Genomic DNA, 16,033 nt, shown 5'->3' with positions numbered 1-16,033 from the left:
TAAACCTCATTAGTCACTTTTCAACATGAAAACTGTATTCCCCATTCATAAATTCCGCGAGTTGCAGACCCCTTTTTATTATTATGATACAAAGGTGCTTCGCGACACGCTGGCGTGCGTCAACCGTGAGGTGGCACGTTACGACAACTTCAGTGTACACTATGCCGTCAAGGCCAATGCCAATTCCAAGGTACTGACCATCATCCGCGAAAGCGGACTGGGTGCCGACTGTGTCAGCGGAGGTGAAATCCGTGCTGCCATCAAAGCCGGTTTTCCTGCCGGGAAGATCGTCTTTGCCGGTGTAGGCAAAGCTGATTGGGAGATCAACCTGGGACTCGATTACGATATTTTCTGTTTCAACGTCGAGTCGGTTCCTGAATTGGAAGTCATCAACGAACTGGCCGCTGCCAAGGCTAAAGTAGCCAACGTTGCTTTCCGCATCAACCCCAATGTCGGTGCGCATACCCATGCCAATATCACTACCGGGCTGGCCGAAAACAAATTCGGCATCAGCATGCACGATATGGATAAGGTGATCGACGTGGCTTTGGGCATGGAGAACGTGAAGTTTATCGGCCTTCATTTCCACATCGGTTCGCAGATTCTCGATATGGGGGATTTCATTGCGCTTTGCAACCGTGTCAACGAGTTGCAGGATAAGCTCGAAGCCCGTCACATCCTCGTGGAACATATCAACGTAGGCGGCGGACTGGGCATTGATTACGATCACCCCAATCGTCAGGCCATTCCGGACTTTGCCGACTACTTCCGTACGTACGATGAACATCTGAAACTTCGTCCGCACCAGACTTTACATTTCGAACTGGGGCGTGCCATCACGGGACAATGCGGTTCGCTGATCTCCAAGGTGCTTTATGTCAAGCAAGGCACCAACAAGCAGTTTGCTATTCTCGATGCCGGTATGACCGACCTGATTCGTCCGGCACTCTATCAGGCCCATCACAAGATGGAGAACCTGACTTCCGAGGATACGACAGTTGAAACCTACGACGTGGTAGGTCCCATCTGTGAGTCGTCCGACGTTTTTGGCAAAGCCGTCGATCTGAATAAGGTGAAGCGTGGCGACTTGATTGCCCTTCGTTCCGCCGGTGCTTATGGCGAGATTATGGCTTCCGGCTATAACTGCCGTGAATTACCGAAGGGCTATACTTCGGAGGAATTAGTGTAATCTCCGAACAATCTATCTTTTAAAATTGTTATTTTTGTAGTGATTTTAATAACTTAAAATGAATACGATTATGATTTCAGAGAAATTACAGAATGCAATTAACGAACAGATTACAGCCGAGATGTGGTCTTCTAATCTGTATTTGTCTATGTCTTTCTATTTTGAAAGAGAAGGTTTTAGCGGTTTTGCACATTGGATGAAGAAGCAATCTCAAGAAGAGATGGGGCATGCTTATGCCATGGCCGAATATATTATTAAACGTGGCGGTACGGCCAAAGTAGATAAGGTAGATGTTGTTCCTACCGGTTGGGGTACTCCCCTCGAAGTGTTTGAACACGTCTTTGAGCACGAACGCCATGTATCGAAATTAGTGGATGCATTGGTCGACATGGCCGCAGCCGAAAAAGATAAAGCGACTCAGGATTTCCTTTGGGGATTCGTTCGCGAACAGGTAGAAGAAGAAGCTACTGCACAGGGCATTATCGATAAGATTAAGAGAGCCGGTGATTCCGGTATTTTCTTTATCGACTCTCAGCTCGGTCAGCGATAAGGTTGTTCACCACAGATTACACAGATTAACACAGATTGAGAAATAGATAAATCTGTGTAATCTGTGGTGAACTCCGTTCATTAGCATTAAAACTCTGTGTACTCCGTGTACTCTGTGGTGAGCGATTGATTTCTCTCATAGTTCCGGTTCTATTTTTCGGTGTTCCCCTTTTAAATTTAAATCTGTGTTAATCTGTGAAATCTGTGGTGAACCCTGATTCGTTTATATATAATGTACGCGCGCGTGTACCTTACATTTCATATTCATTCAGAAACGCTTTATCCGCCAGATACATCGCTGCTTGTTTGCAGAACCGTGTGTCATTCAAGTGACAATAGTATTCCTCCACGCTTTCGATGGCTGCCTGTCGTTCGGGTTCGCTCAGCTTTTTCCATTCGCGCCTTGCACGTCCGATGTTTACTTTGGCTGTTTGCGTCATCTCGTGATACTTTTCCCAGAAGAGGTGGAAACTCCGGTCCGACGAACTGTTTCCCGTTTCATACGCTTTCAGCTTCCCCGTCCATAAGTCGTAGTTGTTGACTCGTATCCGCATCATTCCGTTGGGAGAGGGTAGTCGCTCGATGATGCCTTCTTTGATCATTGCATTGAAGAAGTGCCGGGTTTGCGTGCGTTTCCAGCCCAGCAGGCTCGCCCAGTGGAGCAGGCTGTGGGGTGATTCTCCGCGGTGGCAGATGAAGTGCTGTCCGCACGAGTCGCACTCCGTATCCGAGTAGTTGACGTTCATCAATACCCGTATCAGGGCTTCGAATCGCCCCTCTGTTTGTCCGTGAGTGGCGAAATAGTTTTCTAACAGAGATTTTGGGATGACGATATAGCCTTTTTTCAGCATTTCGACAGTTGGTGTTTTCATGGCAGTTTTGTTTTTAATGGATTTCTAATCTGATTTCTCACCACAGAGTAACACAGAGTAACATAGAGAAAATATTTTTTCAAGTGTACCGGTTATCAAAAAGAAACAAAAACTTTGTGTCGCTCTGTGCTACTCTGTGGTGAACTCTCCGCAAAAGTACCCTCCCTTCGCCCTCTCTCCAAAAAACGGGTTCTGATTGGTTGGAACAAGTCATTCTCTGTTGCTTCCTGTTTGTTTTTCGGGGGGGATAGGCTGGGGAGGGTGGCTACAGAGGCTCCGTTTCTCTCCGGCAGAGCCTCTGTCGGCCTGTGACGGAGGCTCTGTTTGCCTGCGTTTGAGGCTCCGTTTCCTCCCCGTTTCGTCCTCCATAGGTGGGCCAGTGCCGGAGCCACCTTTTCTCTGCCTCTTATTGTTTGGTTCACAGATGTTTATGCGGTGTCTTGTCACCCTTCAAAAATATCAGGTGGGCCATATAATAAATACTAACAAAAAAAGATATATGAATATATCAGTCGAATTTCCGGTCACGATTGAGCAGAGTCTCCCTCAATTCCGGGTTTCGGGTGATCAATAATCCTGCTTCGTCCGGCATGCCCCAATGCCGGATGATGATACTGATTTGTCTGGGAGAAAGCATCAGGGTGTGCGGGTGGTATTCCGCTTCCGCCAGTTCCCGGGCAAGTCGGGGGTGCTTCTGTATTTCGCTGCGGAAGCGGCGGATTGCTGAACTGTTGGCCTGTAAGTCCGGAAAATAAGCGACGGCTACGGTGGATATCGGATGGAATCCTTCGAGTAGCCAGTTTGGGTGTTGATTGTTCATGTTTTTAAATCATTTAAATGTTTATAATTTCTGCCGAAAAGCAGTTAATTTACATTTTGGGGCGCAAAGATATATGAATTTTTTGAATAGTTCTTTTCCCCCGATCCCTCTGTTTATCGGGCATTTGGTCATTTGTCCTGATGTTTCATCGCGTGCGCCCGCAATGAACCGGAACGCGCGAGAGGTGTTATTTGTAATTAAATTGATAAAATATGAAAAAACAAAGTTTAACATTTTATTTAGCTTCTCTGGTCAAAAAGATGAAGTCGGGCGGGCGTTACGGCACTGCCCACGTGTACGATTGTGCCATGAAGTCGTTCTCCGCTTTTTGCGGAAATAAGGCTGTTCCGTTCGGTGTGCTCACGCCCGAATGTCTGAAACGGTACGAAAATCATTTGAGGGGAGCGGGTAAGAGGGAGAATACGGTTTCCACCTACCTCCGTATGCTCAAAGCCGCTTATCGCAGGGCAGTTCGCGAGAAGATAGTAGAGGACTATGACCCTATGCTGTTCAGCGACGTCGGCACCGGTACGCGTGCCGGTATCAAGCGTGCCATCGAACCCGATGTCATGAGCAGGATACTCAATGCCGACCTTTCCGCACTTCCCAAGTCGCTTCGTACGGCATGCGTACGCGCCAGCCTGATGTATCGTTTCCGTGGGATGTCTTTTGCCGACTATGCCTATCTGCCTGCCGAGGGCTTGCAGCCCAAGAAGCGGCTGACGTACAAGCGTAAGAAGACGGGGCGTGCGCTGACTGCCCTTGTTTCGGCGGAGACGCAGGCTCTGATTGATCTTGATGCAAACCCTCAGGAGGGATCGGACTATCTTTTCCCCATCCTGGGGACCTGCGAATGGGGGAGCGAGGCGGGATATAAAACGTATCAACGGGAACTCCGCAAGTTCAACCATCGCCTGGACAGGCTTTCCAAGGTGTTGGGGCTGGGTGTCCGCATCAGTTCGTATACCATCCGCCATACATGGGCAACAACCGCCTTCCGTCAAAAAGTACCGATAGGCTTGATTGCCAATGCTATGGGGCACTCGTCCGTTAAAGTGACGGAGACGTACCTGAAACCTTTTGAAGAGGAAGAGCTGAACCGTGTCAACGAAGGAATCATAAAGTACACTATGGGACAGATGAATGCTGCTGTGTAGTAGTATCTGGCTGATAATCAGCCATTACTTTGTAGGTAACGGCACGAATATAATTGCACAAAAGTGAACAAAACAAAGCAAATATCCAAATAAAACCGTAAATAATTTCGTTTAAATCTCCAAATAATCTTCCATACTGTCTTTTTTACCTGCCTTTTTATCTTTTTATGAAGAAAAACCGCATGTGAGTGGCTTTCACATTTAAATGTTTAAATGCGATATTGACATTTTATGCCGGTTGCTAAACGTATAAATGTTTTTATTTCTGATGTTTAGAGAGTAAGACGCCCGCTGACACTTCGGTCTGTCATGTGCCGTTACCTACAAAGTAACGGCCATCACACAACAAAACAAGAAAATATGCTTACAGCAATTACTCAGGAAGCCATCAGGCTTTTGCGTTATATCTATTATCGGGACACATCCTGCGGCTGTCCTTACCATCCTGCTGACTGTATTTTTGAAGATGCTTCCGTACTTCTGCTTCAATTAGAGGGCGGAGGCTTGGTTCGTTGTGTCTGTCGGGAGGCTCCGGATAAGCCGGAGTCGTACGAACTCTGTAAGCCTTTGGAGTCTGTCAACCTTTTATCCCTTTTGCTGATACTGAACGAGGGTGTACACCCGGTTTCTCCCGACGTGGACGAACAGCGTGTCTACGGACGCTATGGGGTAGTCGCTTCCCGTATGGGTGTGGTCAACCAGATGATGCGCAGCATCTTCGGTGAGATTCATTTGACGGAATTGTGTTTGTAATTTGATTTTTAGAGATTGTCTGCCATGAACCGGATTTTACTTCTGCTCCTATATGTCTTTCTGCTTTCCGCCCCTGCCTTGGGACAAGAGGGCGGCGTTTGCCCTGCCCGGCGGTGCGATTCGCTGCATACATTCCGTTTTGTACAGGGGCGTGATGTGCTGTATGCCGACTATCGTGGCAACGACCACGAACTGAAACGGCTTTTTGCGGCAGTCACCGCTTTCCGTTCCTCCATCGTGGATGGAAAGATGCGCATCTACGTAGACGGTTACTGTACGTCGGGGAGCAGTGTGCGCGATAATCTCCGGCTGGGTTATGTACGCAGCAGCCGTGTGAAATCCGAACTTATCACCCGCAAGGGGATGAAAGAAGCCTGGTTTGTGACACACAACCATGCCGTGCCGTGTCCCGACGAGGAGCGCGATGTGGTGGTGGTATGCCTGCGCGAACCGTTGGCGGCCGATACTCTGAGCCGTTCCCGCTATGCCGGGTATGCCTCCCGTTATCCTCTTTTGCCCGCACGGGCTCCTTCGTTGCCGGAGGGCGGAACGTGCCCGGTACCCGCTCTTCACGAACAGTCCCGCCCGCTCGCGGCGGAGCACGCATACCCTGCGCAGGTCGGGCCCTCGCGGGTCATCTTCTCCCTGAAAACCAATCTGTCCGACTGGGCGGGTCTGACGCCGGAGGGCCGTTTGGCGGCTTTCCGTCCCAACCTGGCTGCCGAACTGTGCTTTGCCCGTCGTTGGTCAGTGATGGCCTCGGCGGCATATTCCGGTTGGAAAGGGGGGAAGGAGCACCGTTTCTGGGGTGTTTCGGGCATTAGCCTCGAACCCCGCCTGTGGCTTAGGGGAGACGGGCGTTACCGCCGGTTCTATCTGGGAGTTTACGGGCAACTGGGCGACTTCGACTATCAGCCTTCACCTTCGGGAGATGCGGGCGCTACAGGTGCCAGCCGCACGGGATGCTACTGGCATACCGGACTTTCTTTCGGTGTCTATCTGCCCCTGTCACGCCATTGGGGGATAGAAGCCGGGATACGTGGAGGCTATCGCAATGCCTCGGCGAAGGCTTACGACAACGAGCCGCCCCATGCATACTATCATCACGATGCCTCGTCCGTCCGTTGGGGGCTGACGGGGATCAACGTGGGCGTGGGATATAGGTTTTAATAATAGTGGTGAACTAAAACAAGAAGATTGGGAATATGATATTCAAGCCGAAATATATGATAAAAGTGGTCGCTCTTATTGGCTTCTGCTTCTGCTCCTGCACCGAGCGCACCCTTGAGCCGCGTCCCGAGGTAGAGCCTGTCCCCATCCGGCTTTACACAGGCATCCGCACCCGTGCGTTGGTCAGCACCTTTGGCGAAACTTCTGTGGGCATTGCCTATGGAAGCCGCACGGGAGAGTACGACGGTGCTTGGGACGGGGTGGCTACGGACAACGAAATCCGCCTCACCCCCGAACGCTATTATCCCGCTGACGGTTCGGCGCTCTTTCTGAGGGGATATTATCCCCCGGCTCCCCTGGAGGCGGACGGCAGCCTGACTTACCGGCTCACGGGCGAAGAAGACCTGATGCTGACCGGGGAACAGTCCGGTTCGCTGTCGTCACCTTTCGGTCCGGCGGAAGAACAATCGCTGATGTACCGCCATCTGCTGACCCGGCTCAGTTTTGCCCTCACCATCGAGGCGGAAAACACCGAAGGGTTTCGCATCCGTGAGCTCCACCTCAATGGTCTGGCGGGCGAGGTCAGCCTTTCGCTTGCTACGGAACTGCTTACCGCTGCGGATGAAACGGTTTCGGTGCCCATCTATACCGTTGAGAAAGGAGGGGACGGATTAGGGTTTACCGATGGCAAACTTTCTCTTCCGGGCTATGTATTGGTGCAACCTTCGGCTACGTTCACCCTCGACCTGACGCTGGCCGTGGACGATGACCGTACGCACGACCGGGTCTACCGGGAACTTCCCATCCGTTTCGAAGGAGGCGGGGCAGGCGAGGGAGGCATCTCGTATACGGTGAAGGTGGAGTTACCCTCACCTTCAGCACCCGATCCTGCAGAGATAAGCGCCGTGGCCACAGTAGGAGAGTGGCAGGCGGGGAAACCGGGAAGCGGCGAACTGGATGGAGGCAAGGTAAACGGTGAATCCTTGAAATAACAACTATATTATTAACTATAAACTTAAAAAAAAATGATGAAAACGAAATTAAGTGTAGCGGTCATGGCATTCCTATTGGCGGGCTGCTCAAGCAATGACACGGACAGTCTGCCCGAGAATCCGGTGAACGCAACCCCTATCCGGGTGTCGCAGAGCGTACAGGGCCTGGCCACCAGCCGTGCTGTGGCTGCCGAAGGAGCCGAGGTGACAGCTACCGTGCTGATGCACGACGGAACATCGGGAAATTGGTCGGGTTTTACTCCGGTCACCAAGAACGATGTTGCCGACAACGGAACGCTGAATGCACGCGCAACCGTATCGAACACCACTTTCACGGTAGGCGGTTCTGCCGCCGATTTAGGGCTGAACCCTACTCTTTACTATCATGCGTCAAATACGAGTGAGAATTCTTTCCTGGCGGCAGTCTCTCCCGCAGGTGAGGTGAGTGCGACTACAGTAAAGATCCTTCAGACAGACGGACAGCAGGACGTGATGTATGCGAAGGAAGTAGCGGCCGGCAACAGCGGGGCATCGCAAACAGCCGCCCTGGTTTTTGAGCACCTCACCACTCAGCTTAATTTTGCGATGAAACTGGAACCGATTGCCGAGAGCAAAGGAGAGTGGGCAGGTAAAACGGTCAGCCTGAAAAGCATTGAGGTGCAGGAGGCTTATCGTCCTACCATGGTGAACGCCACCAATGGCGATGTGACGTGGGATAATATCAATAGCGGTACTCTTCCTGTCCCGGGCATTTCTAACAATGTGCTGTCGGCGGAAGCCGTGAAAGTGGGTACACCGGTCATGATCCGTCCTGCGGCTAAACTGACGGTTTGCGCCATTATCAATGTAGGTGGCACAGACATTCCTTTCCACAATGTGCCCGTTAAGGCTGCGGGCGGAGACGATCTGGCTACAGTGAAAGGCGAAGCCCACCTGATCACCTTGACAGTGAAAGAGCCGAAGGGTGCGAATGCTACCAAAGTGACGGCTACCGCTACCGTGACTCCATGGAAGGCCGGTGCTGACGGCAGCGCGACATTAGAATAAATTTCCCTGTAGCCCATGTTGACGAAACACTCTTTTACACAGATAAGCCTCTTCGCCCTGCTGGGCGCATGGGTTTCCGGCTGTACGGCCGCCGGCGACTCTCTCTTGACGGAAGAGAGGGTCCCGGTGCAGCTCTGTGCCCGGGACGGAGCGCTGTCGAGGGATGCCGCTGCCGGCAATCTGCCGGAACAGGAGTTCGAAGCTACGGTGGCACTTTCTACTGTGAAGGGTGACTACGCTTCTTTATCGGAGGCATACGAAGGCGTTTGGGACGCCACGGTCAAGACTGACGGCGCTATGGAGTGGAAAGCGGCGGCGGAAGCCGGGCCTGTATTCCCCCCTTCGGGCGACTGGCTCTACCTGACCGCTTTCGCTCCGGCGGCCGTTCCGGTAAGCGGCGTGGCGTCTTTCGTGCTTACGGGACAGACCGACCTGCTTTATGCCGCCGAGCTTCGTGGCAACAAGTGGGAAGGTGAGCGCTTTGCCGGCAACCGCTTGAAGGCGGACCGTCCGCTGGAGTTCAGCCATCTGCTCACACAGCTCTGCTTCAAAGCCTGCAAGGGCCTGACGGACGGAGTGGCTGTAAGCATCCGCCGGATTACGGTGAACGGGGCGCTGCCTTGCGCGGACTTGACGTTGGCTACGGGAGTGCCGGTGTTCAGCGCTACGGAGGAACATCCCGCCGGACTCTCACTGAGCCTTGCCGGACCGGGAACCGAGGTGACCGGCACCGTTCCCGTGGAAATAGGAACGATACAGGTGCCCCCTTTACAGGCGAGCGACACCTATACACTGACTGTAGAAACTTCCATAGGCACGTTCAGCGGTTTAACGGTGAACTACGCCGCCGGAGAGAATCTGTTGCAGGCAGGCATGTCCCATACCGTGACGCTGACCATCGGTGACCATGAATTAGGAATCACCTCCGTGACCACGCAACCGTGGACTACGGTGACGGTGGACGGTGACCTGGAGGCGGAATAATTTCACCACAGAGTAATTTCACCACAGAGTACGCAGAGTACACAGAGGGGATTTATTCAAGAGGTAATAGATAGAAAGACTAAAAAAAAAACTCTGTGTCCTCTGTGTCCTCCGTGGTGAACTCAAAAGAAAAACGAATTATATATTAAAGGAAAAACGAAACATGATGAACCATAATATGAAAGTTCATTGGCTGCTTGCTCTTCCGGCAATGCTTCTTGCCGTAGGGTGCGGTGAGAGCGCATTGCCTGAAGAAGGGACGGACGAAGAGGAAAGAGTAGAATTGCAGGTGTCACCGCAGGTGGCACTGACACGCAGCGCGATACAAGGCACAGATGCGGCTACGGACGGAGCTGCGATGGGAAGCATCGCGGTATACGCAAGCAACGCGACGACCAACAATGCGACGAATAATTACGGGCTCTATGCCTATAGTGGTGGCAGTTGGAGTAATAGCGGTACGGATAAGATTTATCTCTCGGCAGAAGAGGCGAACATTTATGCGCATTATCCGGCCTATAAACCGGGGACAGGCGGGGCGCTTGCGACAACCGGTACCGCTTTGAAGGTGAACGGAAGCGGGCAGGTGACTGCTAATTCTACCGTGAATATCTCTGTATTTCCGGGGACAGAATCTGCTGCGATTGATGCTTCAACAGATAATAGCGGTAGCAGTACAGCGCTTCTTACGGCTTCGGGAGAAGTGGACTATATGTATGCCGATCAAACAAGTACTCCGAAAGCCAGCTATAAAAAAGGCGTATCCGCTAAAGACGGAAAAGTCACTCTCTCCATGAAGCATGCCCTTGCCATGGTCAGCTTCCGGGTATACGCGGATCATACTTATAAGAATACCGGTGCGTTAACCAAGTTGGTGCTTAAGAATGTAAATTCTGCCACTATACTGAATAATGGCGGTACCAATCCTACAATGAAGATTTCGGACGGTACGATAACCCCGGGAAGCAGCCCTGCGGCAGCGACCTATACACGAGGTATTTCGAATTATACTTTGCAGAAAGCCTCGGCTGACGCTGATAATGCCAGAACCACAGCCCAGAACGCTTCGAAAAAAGTAAGTATCTTGGTGCTTCCCGAATTGACGCAGGACAAAACGAATGTAGAGGTCACCCTCAAGATTGACGGTCAGGATTATGCGGTCAGTCTCGGTAATGCTGCGACGAATGCCTGGAAAGCCGGCGAGAATTACCTCTACACCGTCAAGCTCAGCGGTAAAGAACTCTCTATCACCAGCGTGACCGTAGCCCAGTGGAGTGGAAAAACCGGAGGTTCTTTAGAAATACAATAGGTAATAGTTATGAAATACATTCACCACAGAGGACGGAACGATCAATGATGAACGACCAGCGATCAATGATCAATGATGAACAGTTTAGAACAGTAAAACTCTGTGAGACTCAGTGTCCCTCTGTGGTGAATTAAACCAAATAATAGATGACCCGACCATTTACCTTTTTACTCCTTTGGAGCGTAGCTCTGTTTTTCGGTGCCTGTTCCGGCGAAGACTCTTCCGCCACCGACGGAGACCGCGTCCCCTTGCGTCCCGGTATTCATGCCGGTGCTACCCTCGTCTCCAGCCGTACCCTTGTCAATGGCATCGGTACGGGTGCAGACCGGATCAATAGCATTGGCATCTACCTCGCAGCTCCGGATGGTAGTCTCTATCCCGGTAGCAGTGCCACGGGAGCCACCTTTACCAAAGGGTCCGGCAACAGTTGGAGCAGCACCCCGCCTACCTATGTCAGTCTCCGGACGGCAAGGCTCCATGCCTGGTCACCTGCCACCGTGACGTTGACGGCCGGTAGCGGAACCACTCTGCCCACACTTCCGGTAACTCTGCCTGAGGGGCAGACCTTTGACGGAGCCAATGACTACGGTTGTTCCGTCCATGACTATCTGTACGGTTCCGCCACTTCCACTCAGGGATCGGCTGAGCCCATCACTGCCAACAGCCAAAGTGCCACTCCTGCCATTTACTTGCAACATGCGTTGGCACAACTGGTGTTTCGCATCCAGAATGCGACTGATCGGCCTGCGGATGCGGTGTATGACTATGTAAAAAGCGTTCACCTGACCGCCGAGGGAGGCGCTACACCCTTTCTTACGGGCACTTCGGGCGCGATGGCTTTATCGGATGGGACGCTATCCGGATTGTCTGCAAGTGGTAAGCTAACCTTCACCCCTTCGGCAAACCCGCAGAAGATAGGAACCACCGGAGCTGTTACCGTGGCCTATGGACTGGTGGCGCCGAAAACGGCGGCAGCATCGTCTGCACGGGTCACTTTGACTTTGCGGCTGGGCGAAGCCGGTTTGGGTAACACCGCCACCGAACGTGAACTGACCCTTACGACCGATGTCTTCAATCAGGCATGGGATCGGGGAAACCAATACATATATACGTTGACGCTGGGTAAGCGGGGACTGACCTTGCAGGACGCGGCCATTCTGCCTTGGAATGCTGAGACTCCGGTGGACCAGGATATGAAGCCGATAGGATGATAATTTTTTAAATGATGTGTATGAAAGCAATTCAATTCTATATCGTGTGTCTGCTGCCGGTGCTGGCCGGATGTGCCGACGACACGGCGTTGCCCTCCGTACCGGAGGGAACTCCGCTGACGGTGACCGCCGAAATAGGTGTGCCGGATGCGGCGCAGACGGTGGCGCCCACCCGTGTCGTTGCCGCCGACAATGGTTACGACCGCAGCACTTTCGTTACTGCCGACCGCATCCGTATCATCCGTACGCGTGGTGGAAGTTCGTCCGCTCCGGTGGATTATACGCTTTCCGCCACAGGAGAGTGGACCCCTTCGGCAGCGGGCTCGGAATTGCTTTTTGAGTCGGGAGCTACCTATCAGGCTATGTATCCCGCCGATTACTCCGGCATTTATGCCGATCAACGAAACAAAACGGGAGGTGTGGACGGTGAGAACTACCGCAACAGTAACTTGCTCCGTACCAGTGCCGGGGTGACTTCCGGTGCAACCGGGGTGCTCTCCTTCACGGGAGGCGAGAATGCCTTTGTGCACCGCAACACCAAGTTGACCTTGACATTTGAGGGTAAGAATGCGTTGACACAACCCTTCGCATATATGACCGTGCAAGGTCAAGGGCTTTATAGCGGCGGAACCGCTGACGAAGATATCTACCTGTATCGTCCGGACGAGACGAAATACACCTGGCACGGCATCCTGTCACCGCTGACAGCCGAATCACCTACGCCGGAGCAGAAGAAGGTTACCGTTACGGTGACCGACTACAACGGAGTGAGCTATACCGCCAGCCTGACTTGCGAGCGGAAGGCGGGCAGCCATTACAGTTACACCCTTACGTTGCAAAACAACATCCTGATGCCCGTAGGAGAAGAGATCAAAGGATGGGAGAACGGAGAGTCGCATACGGGAAGTCTCACGTAACAATGAATTATGAACGAATAACCTCTGTGTGACCTTGTGTCACTCTGTGGTAAATTAAATGATGAACAATGAACGGTAAGAGAACGAATTGGATAGGAGGAGTATGGATTGCGCTGGCTCTGGCGGCGTGCGCCCAAGGGGATCCGTTGCCTGTTCCGTTGGAAGTATCGGCGAAAATAGGACAAGGAGAGACCCGTGCCGGGGACACGCACGCGACTGACTATGACAAACGGACGTTCGTCACCGGCGACCGGATAAAAATATCGAAATCCGGTGGTGCTGCCGAAAGTGCACTCTATCAGCGCAAAGCGGAGGGTGGCTGGGGGCTGGCCGACGGACAAACAGCGCTGACCACTACCGGATCAGAGTCTTTTGCGGCTTCCTTTCCGGAGGAATTCAGCGGTATCCTTGCCGATCAAAGCACGCCAACCAATTTCTGGAAAAGCAACCGGTTGACGGCGGCAGGAGTATTGAACGGAAATAAATGCAGCTTTACCTTTGCGCCGGCAGCGGCGAAGGTGACTGTGGTGGTGACTTATCAGTCGTCGCAGACACCTGAGAGCGCCTCTCTGTCCGGGACGGGGATTCGTACCGATACAGGTGCCTCGGAAACCATAACCCCGTATTGCGCCTCGGGAAGCACGACGGCTTCCGTTCGCCATACCTATGTGGCGATAGTCTGTCCCGGCTCGCGGCAGTTCACCATCAGGCTGAAAACGACGACGGAGGCGCAAAAGACTTATACCGACACGTCACCGTTTACGCTACAGGCGGGATATAACTACCAATATAACTTCACCGCCACCAACGAACTGATTCTGACGGGTGTCACCGTGGCGCCTTTCAGCGATGTGGCGGAAGAAAATGTGGGAAGCGCAACCTGAGAAAAGAAGAGAGATGAAACAGAAAGAATATAGACCGATGAAGAATAGGAAAGCCCATAAGGGCACGATGGGAGCCGTACTGCTACTCGCAGCCTTATTCACCTCGTGCGGGGCGGACGATCCGTTGCCTGCGGGCGGCCCTTTGCGGCTGACCGGGGTGGAAGTGGAAACCGGAGAGGGAAGTGCCGCCACCCGTGCGGCCGTCACCACCGTCGAGGCGATCAGTGTATATGCCACTACTGAGGCTCACGTGGCTTATGGCAGCAATCCGTTTTCGGAGTATCGGCTGCAGAACAACTCCTGGAGCGCGGATGCTGCTCCGGTGATTACCGCCAATGCCCTTCTGTATGCCTGTCATCCTCCGGTGGCGGGAGTGACCCATCAGGCTGACGGCAACCACACTGTACCCGTATCGGTGATGACTACCGCCGGTGCCACCGATTTTCTGGCGACGGATCAGCCGGACTATCTCTATGGAGTATCTCCCGCTTCGGGGCTGGCACCGGTCACGGCCACTTCGGGTGCCCGGGCGGTCAGCTTCAGGATGAAGCACGCTTTGGCAAAGGTCAGCTTCCGGATTGTGAAGTCGGCTTCGGCGAATAAAGATAAGCTGGAGTTGGTGCAGATAGAGATACAGAGCGGAACCAGCCGTTTGCAGTCGGGTACGGGTACAATGAACCTGAAGACCGGTGTCCTCAATGGCCTGTCGTCCACCTCCCTGTTGACGCTTGCCGATGCGGCAAGGCCGGTCGTGCTGAAAGAGCAGCAGGCTACACCGAATGTGAGCTGCCTGACAGCCCCGATGACGGGAAAGGAAACTGTGCTTTCGTTCCGCCTGAAGGTTCGCATCAATGGTGAGTCGGCAGAAAACGCCCATGCGTTTGAGACGAAATCGGTAAGTGCCGAATGGAAAGCCGGTTACCACTACGTCTATCAGATTACGGTGGACAAGATGGGGGGCAGCTTGAGTTCGGTGAAGATAGATGACTGGAAGAGTGACGCGAACCAGAACACGAGTATTGGAATTTAAGTTTCACCACAGATTACACGGATTAACACAGATTATTTACTCTTCAATATCAACCAGGATAAATTATTAATCCGTGAGAAGTCTGTGTAATCTGTGGTGACAAAAATAGAACGATGATGAATAAGAGACTGAAATATTGGATAGGTTGTGGCCTTTGCTGCTTGGGGAGTCTTGGGCTGTCTGGGTGTTCGGGGGATGACATGCCCGGGGCGTCCGGTTCCGGCGGAGATGAAGGAGAGCCGGTGGCACTCAGTTTCCGGCTCTGCCGCTTGGTGGCAGGAGAGGCGTCGACGCGTGTGGACGGTGATCCGGCGGATATGGCGGACGGAAAGACATTCCAGGTTTACGCTTTTCCGGCCAATGCTTCCACAACAAAGACCCAACCGCTGGACGGTAAGACCTATACGGTGAAGAATGGAGTGGCCACGGGTGAACTCTATTTATATCGCGGGACGTACGATCTTTATCTGGTGTCGTATAACTCCTCGACCGAAGTACCGGAACTAAAGACGGACGGTACGATTCCGGTCGGGAACGGCAAAGACTTTATGTATACTACGCTGAAAGGGATCGTGGTACAACCCAACCAGATGGGAGAGAGCCACATGAGCGTGACGCTGCCCAATCCGTTTAAGAGAATGGGGGCACAGGTGCAGGTGAGGGTAAGAGCCAAAGACGGCTCACCGGTGCGTGTTGAAAAATTGAAAGCCAATAGGGTGACTATAACAGGACTGCCGCCTTCGCTGGCTTATACGCTGGGACAACCGGCATGGGGGACAGCTTCCGGTTATGAATCTTCATTCGCTTTTGAATCGTTTCAGGAACCGGCTGGTGGAAATCCGACTGCATGGCGTGAGAGCAGCAAAGAGGTATTGCTTCCCGTTGATGGTTCGACGTTGATAAAGTTCGATGTAGATCTGACAGTGGATTATTATGCGGATACCCCTTATGTCAGTTCGTTCCCTGCCGAGATACAGAAAGTGCTGTTGCCGGGAATGACTTATCAGTTCGACTTTACGTTGACGTTTTATGGTATTCTGAAACCAACCGATCTGACGCTGGCCGTGAAAGAATATAATACAATTACGCTGAATACCGATGATTTGGGAAAGGGATAGATACGCTTTTCCGGATCATCGTTTTGAAGAA

At 52.5% G+C, this 16,033-nt stretch carries 16 protein-coding genes; 14 read left to right on the top strand and 2 right to left on the bottom strand.

All coding sequences use genetic code 11. The annotated features are described in order from the left end of the window. The first annotated feature begins 25 nt into the window (after positions 1 to 25). Complete coding sequence (gene lysA / locus R3O62_RS18440) at positions 26 to 1,189, top strand: diaminopimelate decarboxylase (RefSeq protein ID WP_032535803.1); 1,164 nt, start codon at positions 26 to 28, stop codon at positions 1,187 to 1,189. A gap of 70 nt (positions 1,190 to 1,259) precedes the next feature. Then, the gene (locus R3O62_RS18435; protein ID WP_005807003.1) at positions 1,260 to 1,739 is read left to right on the top strand and encodes a ferritin; all 480 of its coding nucleotides are present in this window, start codon (positions 1,260 to 1,262) and stop codon (positions 1,737 to 1,739) included. A gap of 250 nt (positions 1,740 to 1,989) precedes the next feature. On the opposite strand, the gene R3O62_RS18430 is transcribed toward R3O62_RS18435, so the two are convergent. Both R3O62_RS18430 and R3O62_RS18425 read right to left on the bottom strand, forming a co-directional pair. Then, a complete protein-coding gene (locus R3O62_RS18430) occupies positions 1,990 to 2,610 on the bottom strand; it encodes a hypothetical protein (protein ID WP_005780050.1) in 621 nt (206 codons plus the stop codon). 508 nt (positions 2,611 to 3,118) lie between these two features. Continuing rightward, positions 3,119 to 3,430, bottom strand: coding sequence for a DUF4248 domain-containing protein (locus tag R3O62_RS18425; protein ID WP_005780047.1), 312 nt, complete (start codon positions 3,428 to 3,430; stop codon positions 3,119 to 3,121). 212 nt (positions 3,431 to 3,642) lie between these two features. On the opposite strand from R3O62_RS18425, the gene R3O62_RS18420 reads away from it, so the two are divergent. The 12 genes from R3O62_RS18420 to R3O62_RS18365 all read left to right on the top strand — a co-directional run bounded on the left by R3O62_RS18420 (position 3,643) and on the right by R3O62_RS18365 (position 16,002). Continuing rightward, positions 3,643 to 4,587 (top strand): tyrosine-type recombinase/integrase, encoded by a 945-nt coding sequence (locus R3O62_RS18420; RefSeq protein WP_005807001.1) that lies wholly within the window; start codon positions 3,643 to 3,645, stop codon positions 4,585 to 4,587. 360 nt (positions 4,588 to 4,947) lie between these two features. Next, entirely contained in the window at positions 4,948 to 5,340 is a 393-nt protein-coding gene (locus R3O62_RS18415; RefSeq protein WP_005806999.1) for a hypothetical protein, read from the top strand. A 24-nt stretch (positions 5,341 to 5,364) separates the two neighbouring features. After that, a complete protein-coding gene (locus R3O62_RS18410; RefSeq protein WP_032535806.1) occupies positions 5,365 to 6,510 on the top strand; it encodes a DUF3575 domain-containing protein in 1,146 nt (381 codons plus the stop codon). Positions 6,511 to 6,545: 35 nt separating this feature from the next. After that, positions 6,546 to 7,502, top strand: a complete 957-nt coding sequence (locus tag R3O62_RS18405; RefSeq protein ID WP_032535807.1) for a fimbrillin family protein — start codon at positions 6,546 to 6,548, stop codon at positions 7,500 to 7,502. A 33-nt stretch (positions 7,503 to 7,535) separates the two neighbouring features. Next, entirely contained in the window at positions 7,536 to 8,549 is a 1,014-nt protein-coding gene (locus R3O62_RS18400) for a hypothetical protein (protein ID WP_186992765.1), read from the top strand. A gap of 15 nt (positions 8,550 to 8,564) precedes the next feature. Continuing rightward, a complete protein-coding gene (locus tag R3O62_RS18395) occupies positions 8,565 to 9,533 on the top strand; it encodes a fimbrillin family protein (protein WP_317472581.1) in 969 nt (322 codons plus the stop codon). Positions 9,534 to 9,696: 163 nt separating this feature from the next. After that, complete coding sequence (locus tag R3O62_RS18390; RefSeq protein ID WP_317472582.1) at positions 9,697 to 10,842, top strand: fimbrillin family protein; 1,146 nt, start codon at positions 9,697 to 9,699, stop codon at positions 10,840 to 10,842. Positions 10,843 to 10,988: 146 nt separating this feature from the next. Beyond that, complete coding sequence (locus tag R3O62_RS18385; protein WP_005780031.1) at positions 10,989 to 12,053, top strand: fimbrillin family protein; 1,065 nt, start codon at positions 10,989 to 10,991, stop codon at positions 12,051 to 12,053. A 20-nt stretch (positions 12,054 to 12,073) separates the two neighbouring features. After that, complete coding sequence (locus R3O62_RS18380; RefSeq protein WP_234058460.1) at positions 12,074 to 12,970, top strand: fimbrillin family protein; 897 nt, start codon at positions 12,074 to 12,076, stop codon at positions 12,968 to 12,970. Between the two features lie 68 nt (positions 12,971 to 13,038). Continuing rightward, positions 13,039 to 13,854 carry a fimbrillin family protein gene (locus tag R3O62_RS18375; protein ID WP_032530446.1) on the top strand — a complete coding sequence of 272 codons (816 nt, stop codon included), beginning with the start codon at positions 13,039 to 13,041 and terminating at the stop codon, positions 13,852 to 13,854. A gap of 13 nt (positions 13,855 to 13,867) precedes the next feature. Continuing rightward, complete coding sequence (locus R3O62_RS18370) at positions 13,868 to 14,884, top strand: fimbrillin family protein (protein WP_234058462.1); 1,017 nt, start codon at positions 13,868 to 13,870, stop codon at positions 14,882 to 14,884. 116 nt (positions 14,885 to 15,000) lie between these two features. Further along, the gene (locus R3O62_RS18365) at positions 15,001 to 16,002 is read left to right on the top strand and encodes a fimbrillin family protein (RefSeq protein WP_022011898.1); all 1,002 of its coding nucleotides are present in this window, start codon (positions 15,001 to 15,003) and stop codon (positions 16,000 to 16,002) included. Positions 16,003 to 16,033: the final 31 nt, after the last annotated feature.

The organism is Bacteroides hominis, from assembly GCF_033042785.2.
In the GTDB taxonomy this organism is placed as follows: domain Bacteria; phylum Bacteroidota; class Bacteroidia; order Bacteroidales; family Bacteroidaceae; genus Bacteroides; species Bacteroides hominis.
This window is presented reverse-complemented; position numbering and strand designations above follow the sequence as displayed.

Excerpts from the sequence above, each read along its gene's own strand:
- R3O62_RS18380 (WP_234058460.1), top strand. The coding sequence starts at position 12,074 with ATGAAAGCAATTCAATTCTATATCGTGTGTCTGCTGCCGGTGCTGGCC.
- R3O62_RS18405 (WP_032535807.1), top strand. The coding sequence starts at position 6,546 with ATGATATTCAAGCCGAAATATATGATAAAAGTGGTCGCTCTTATTGGC.
- R3O62_RS18385 (WP_005780031.1), top strand. The coding sequence starts at position 10,989 with ATGACCCGACCATTTACCTTTTTACTCCTTTGGAGCGTAGCTCTGTTT.
- R3O62_RS18365 (WP_022011898.1), top strand. The coding sequence starts at position 15,001 with ATGAATAAGAGACTGAAATATTGGATAGGTTGTGGCCTTTGCTGCTTG.
- R3O62_RS18415 (WP_005806999.1), top strand. The coding sequence starts at position 4,948 with ATGCTTACAGCAATTACTCAGGAAGCCATCAGGCTTTTGCGTTATATC.
- R3O62_RS18435 (WP_005807003.1), top strand. The coding sequence starts at position 1,260 with ATGATTTCAGAGAAATTACAGAATGCAATTAACGAACAGATTACAGCC.
- R3O62_RS18420 (WP_005807001.1), top strand. The coding sequence starts at position 3,643 with ATGAAAAAACAAAGTTTAACATTTTATTTAGCTTCTCTGGTCAAAAAG.
- R3O62_RS18410 (WP_032535806.1), top strand. The coding sequence starts at position 5,365 with ATGAACCGGATTTTACTTCTGCTCCTATATGTCTTTCTGCTTTCCGCC.
- R3O62_RS18395 (WP_317472581.1), top strand. The coding sequence starts at position 8,565 with ATGTTGACGAAACACTCTTTTACACAGATAAGCCTCTTCGCCCTGCTG.
- R3O62_RS18400 (WP_186992765.1), top strand. The coding sequence starts at position 7,536 with ATGATGAAAACGAAATTAAGTGTAGCGGTCATGGCATTCCTATTGGCG.
- R3O62_RS18370 (WP_234058462.1), top strand. The coding sequence starts at position 13,868 with ATGAAACAGAAAGAATATAGACCGATGAAGAATAGGAAAGCCCATAAG.
- R3O62_RS18430 (WP_005780050.1), bottom strand. The coding sequence starts at position 2,610 with ATGAAAACACCAACTGTCGAAATGCTGAAAAAAGGCTATATCGTCATC.
- R3O62_RS18375 (WP_032530446.1), top strand. The coding sequence starts at position 13,039 with ATGAACGGTAAGAGAACGAATTGGATAGGAGGAGTATGGATTGCGCTG.
- R3O62_RS18425 (WP_005780047.1), bottom strand. The coding sequence starts at position 3,430 with ATGAACAATCAACACCCAAACTGGCTACTCGAAGGATTCCATCCGATA.
- lysA (WP_032535803.1), top strand. The coding sequence starts at position 26 with ATGAAAACTGTATTCCCCATTCATAAATTCCGCGAGTTGCAGACCCCT.
- R3O62_RS18390 (WP_317472582.1), top strand. The coding sequence starts at position 9,697 with ATGATGAACCATAATATGAAAGTTCATTGGCTGCTTGCTCTTCCGGCA.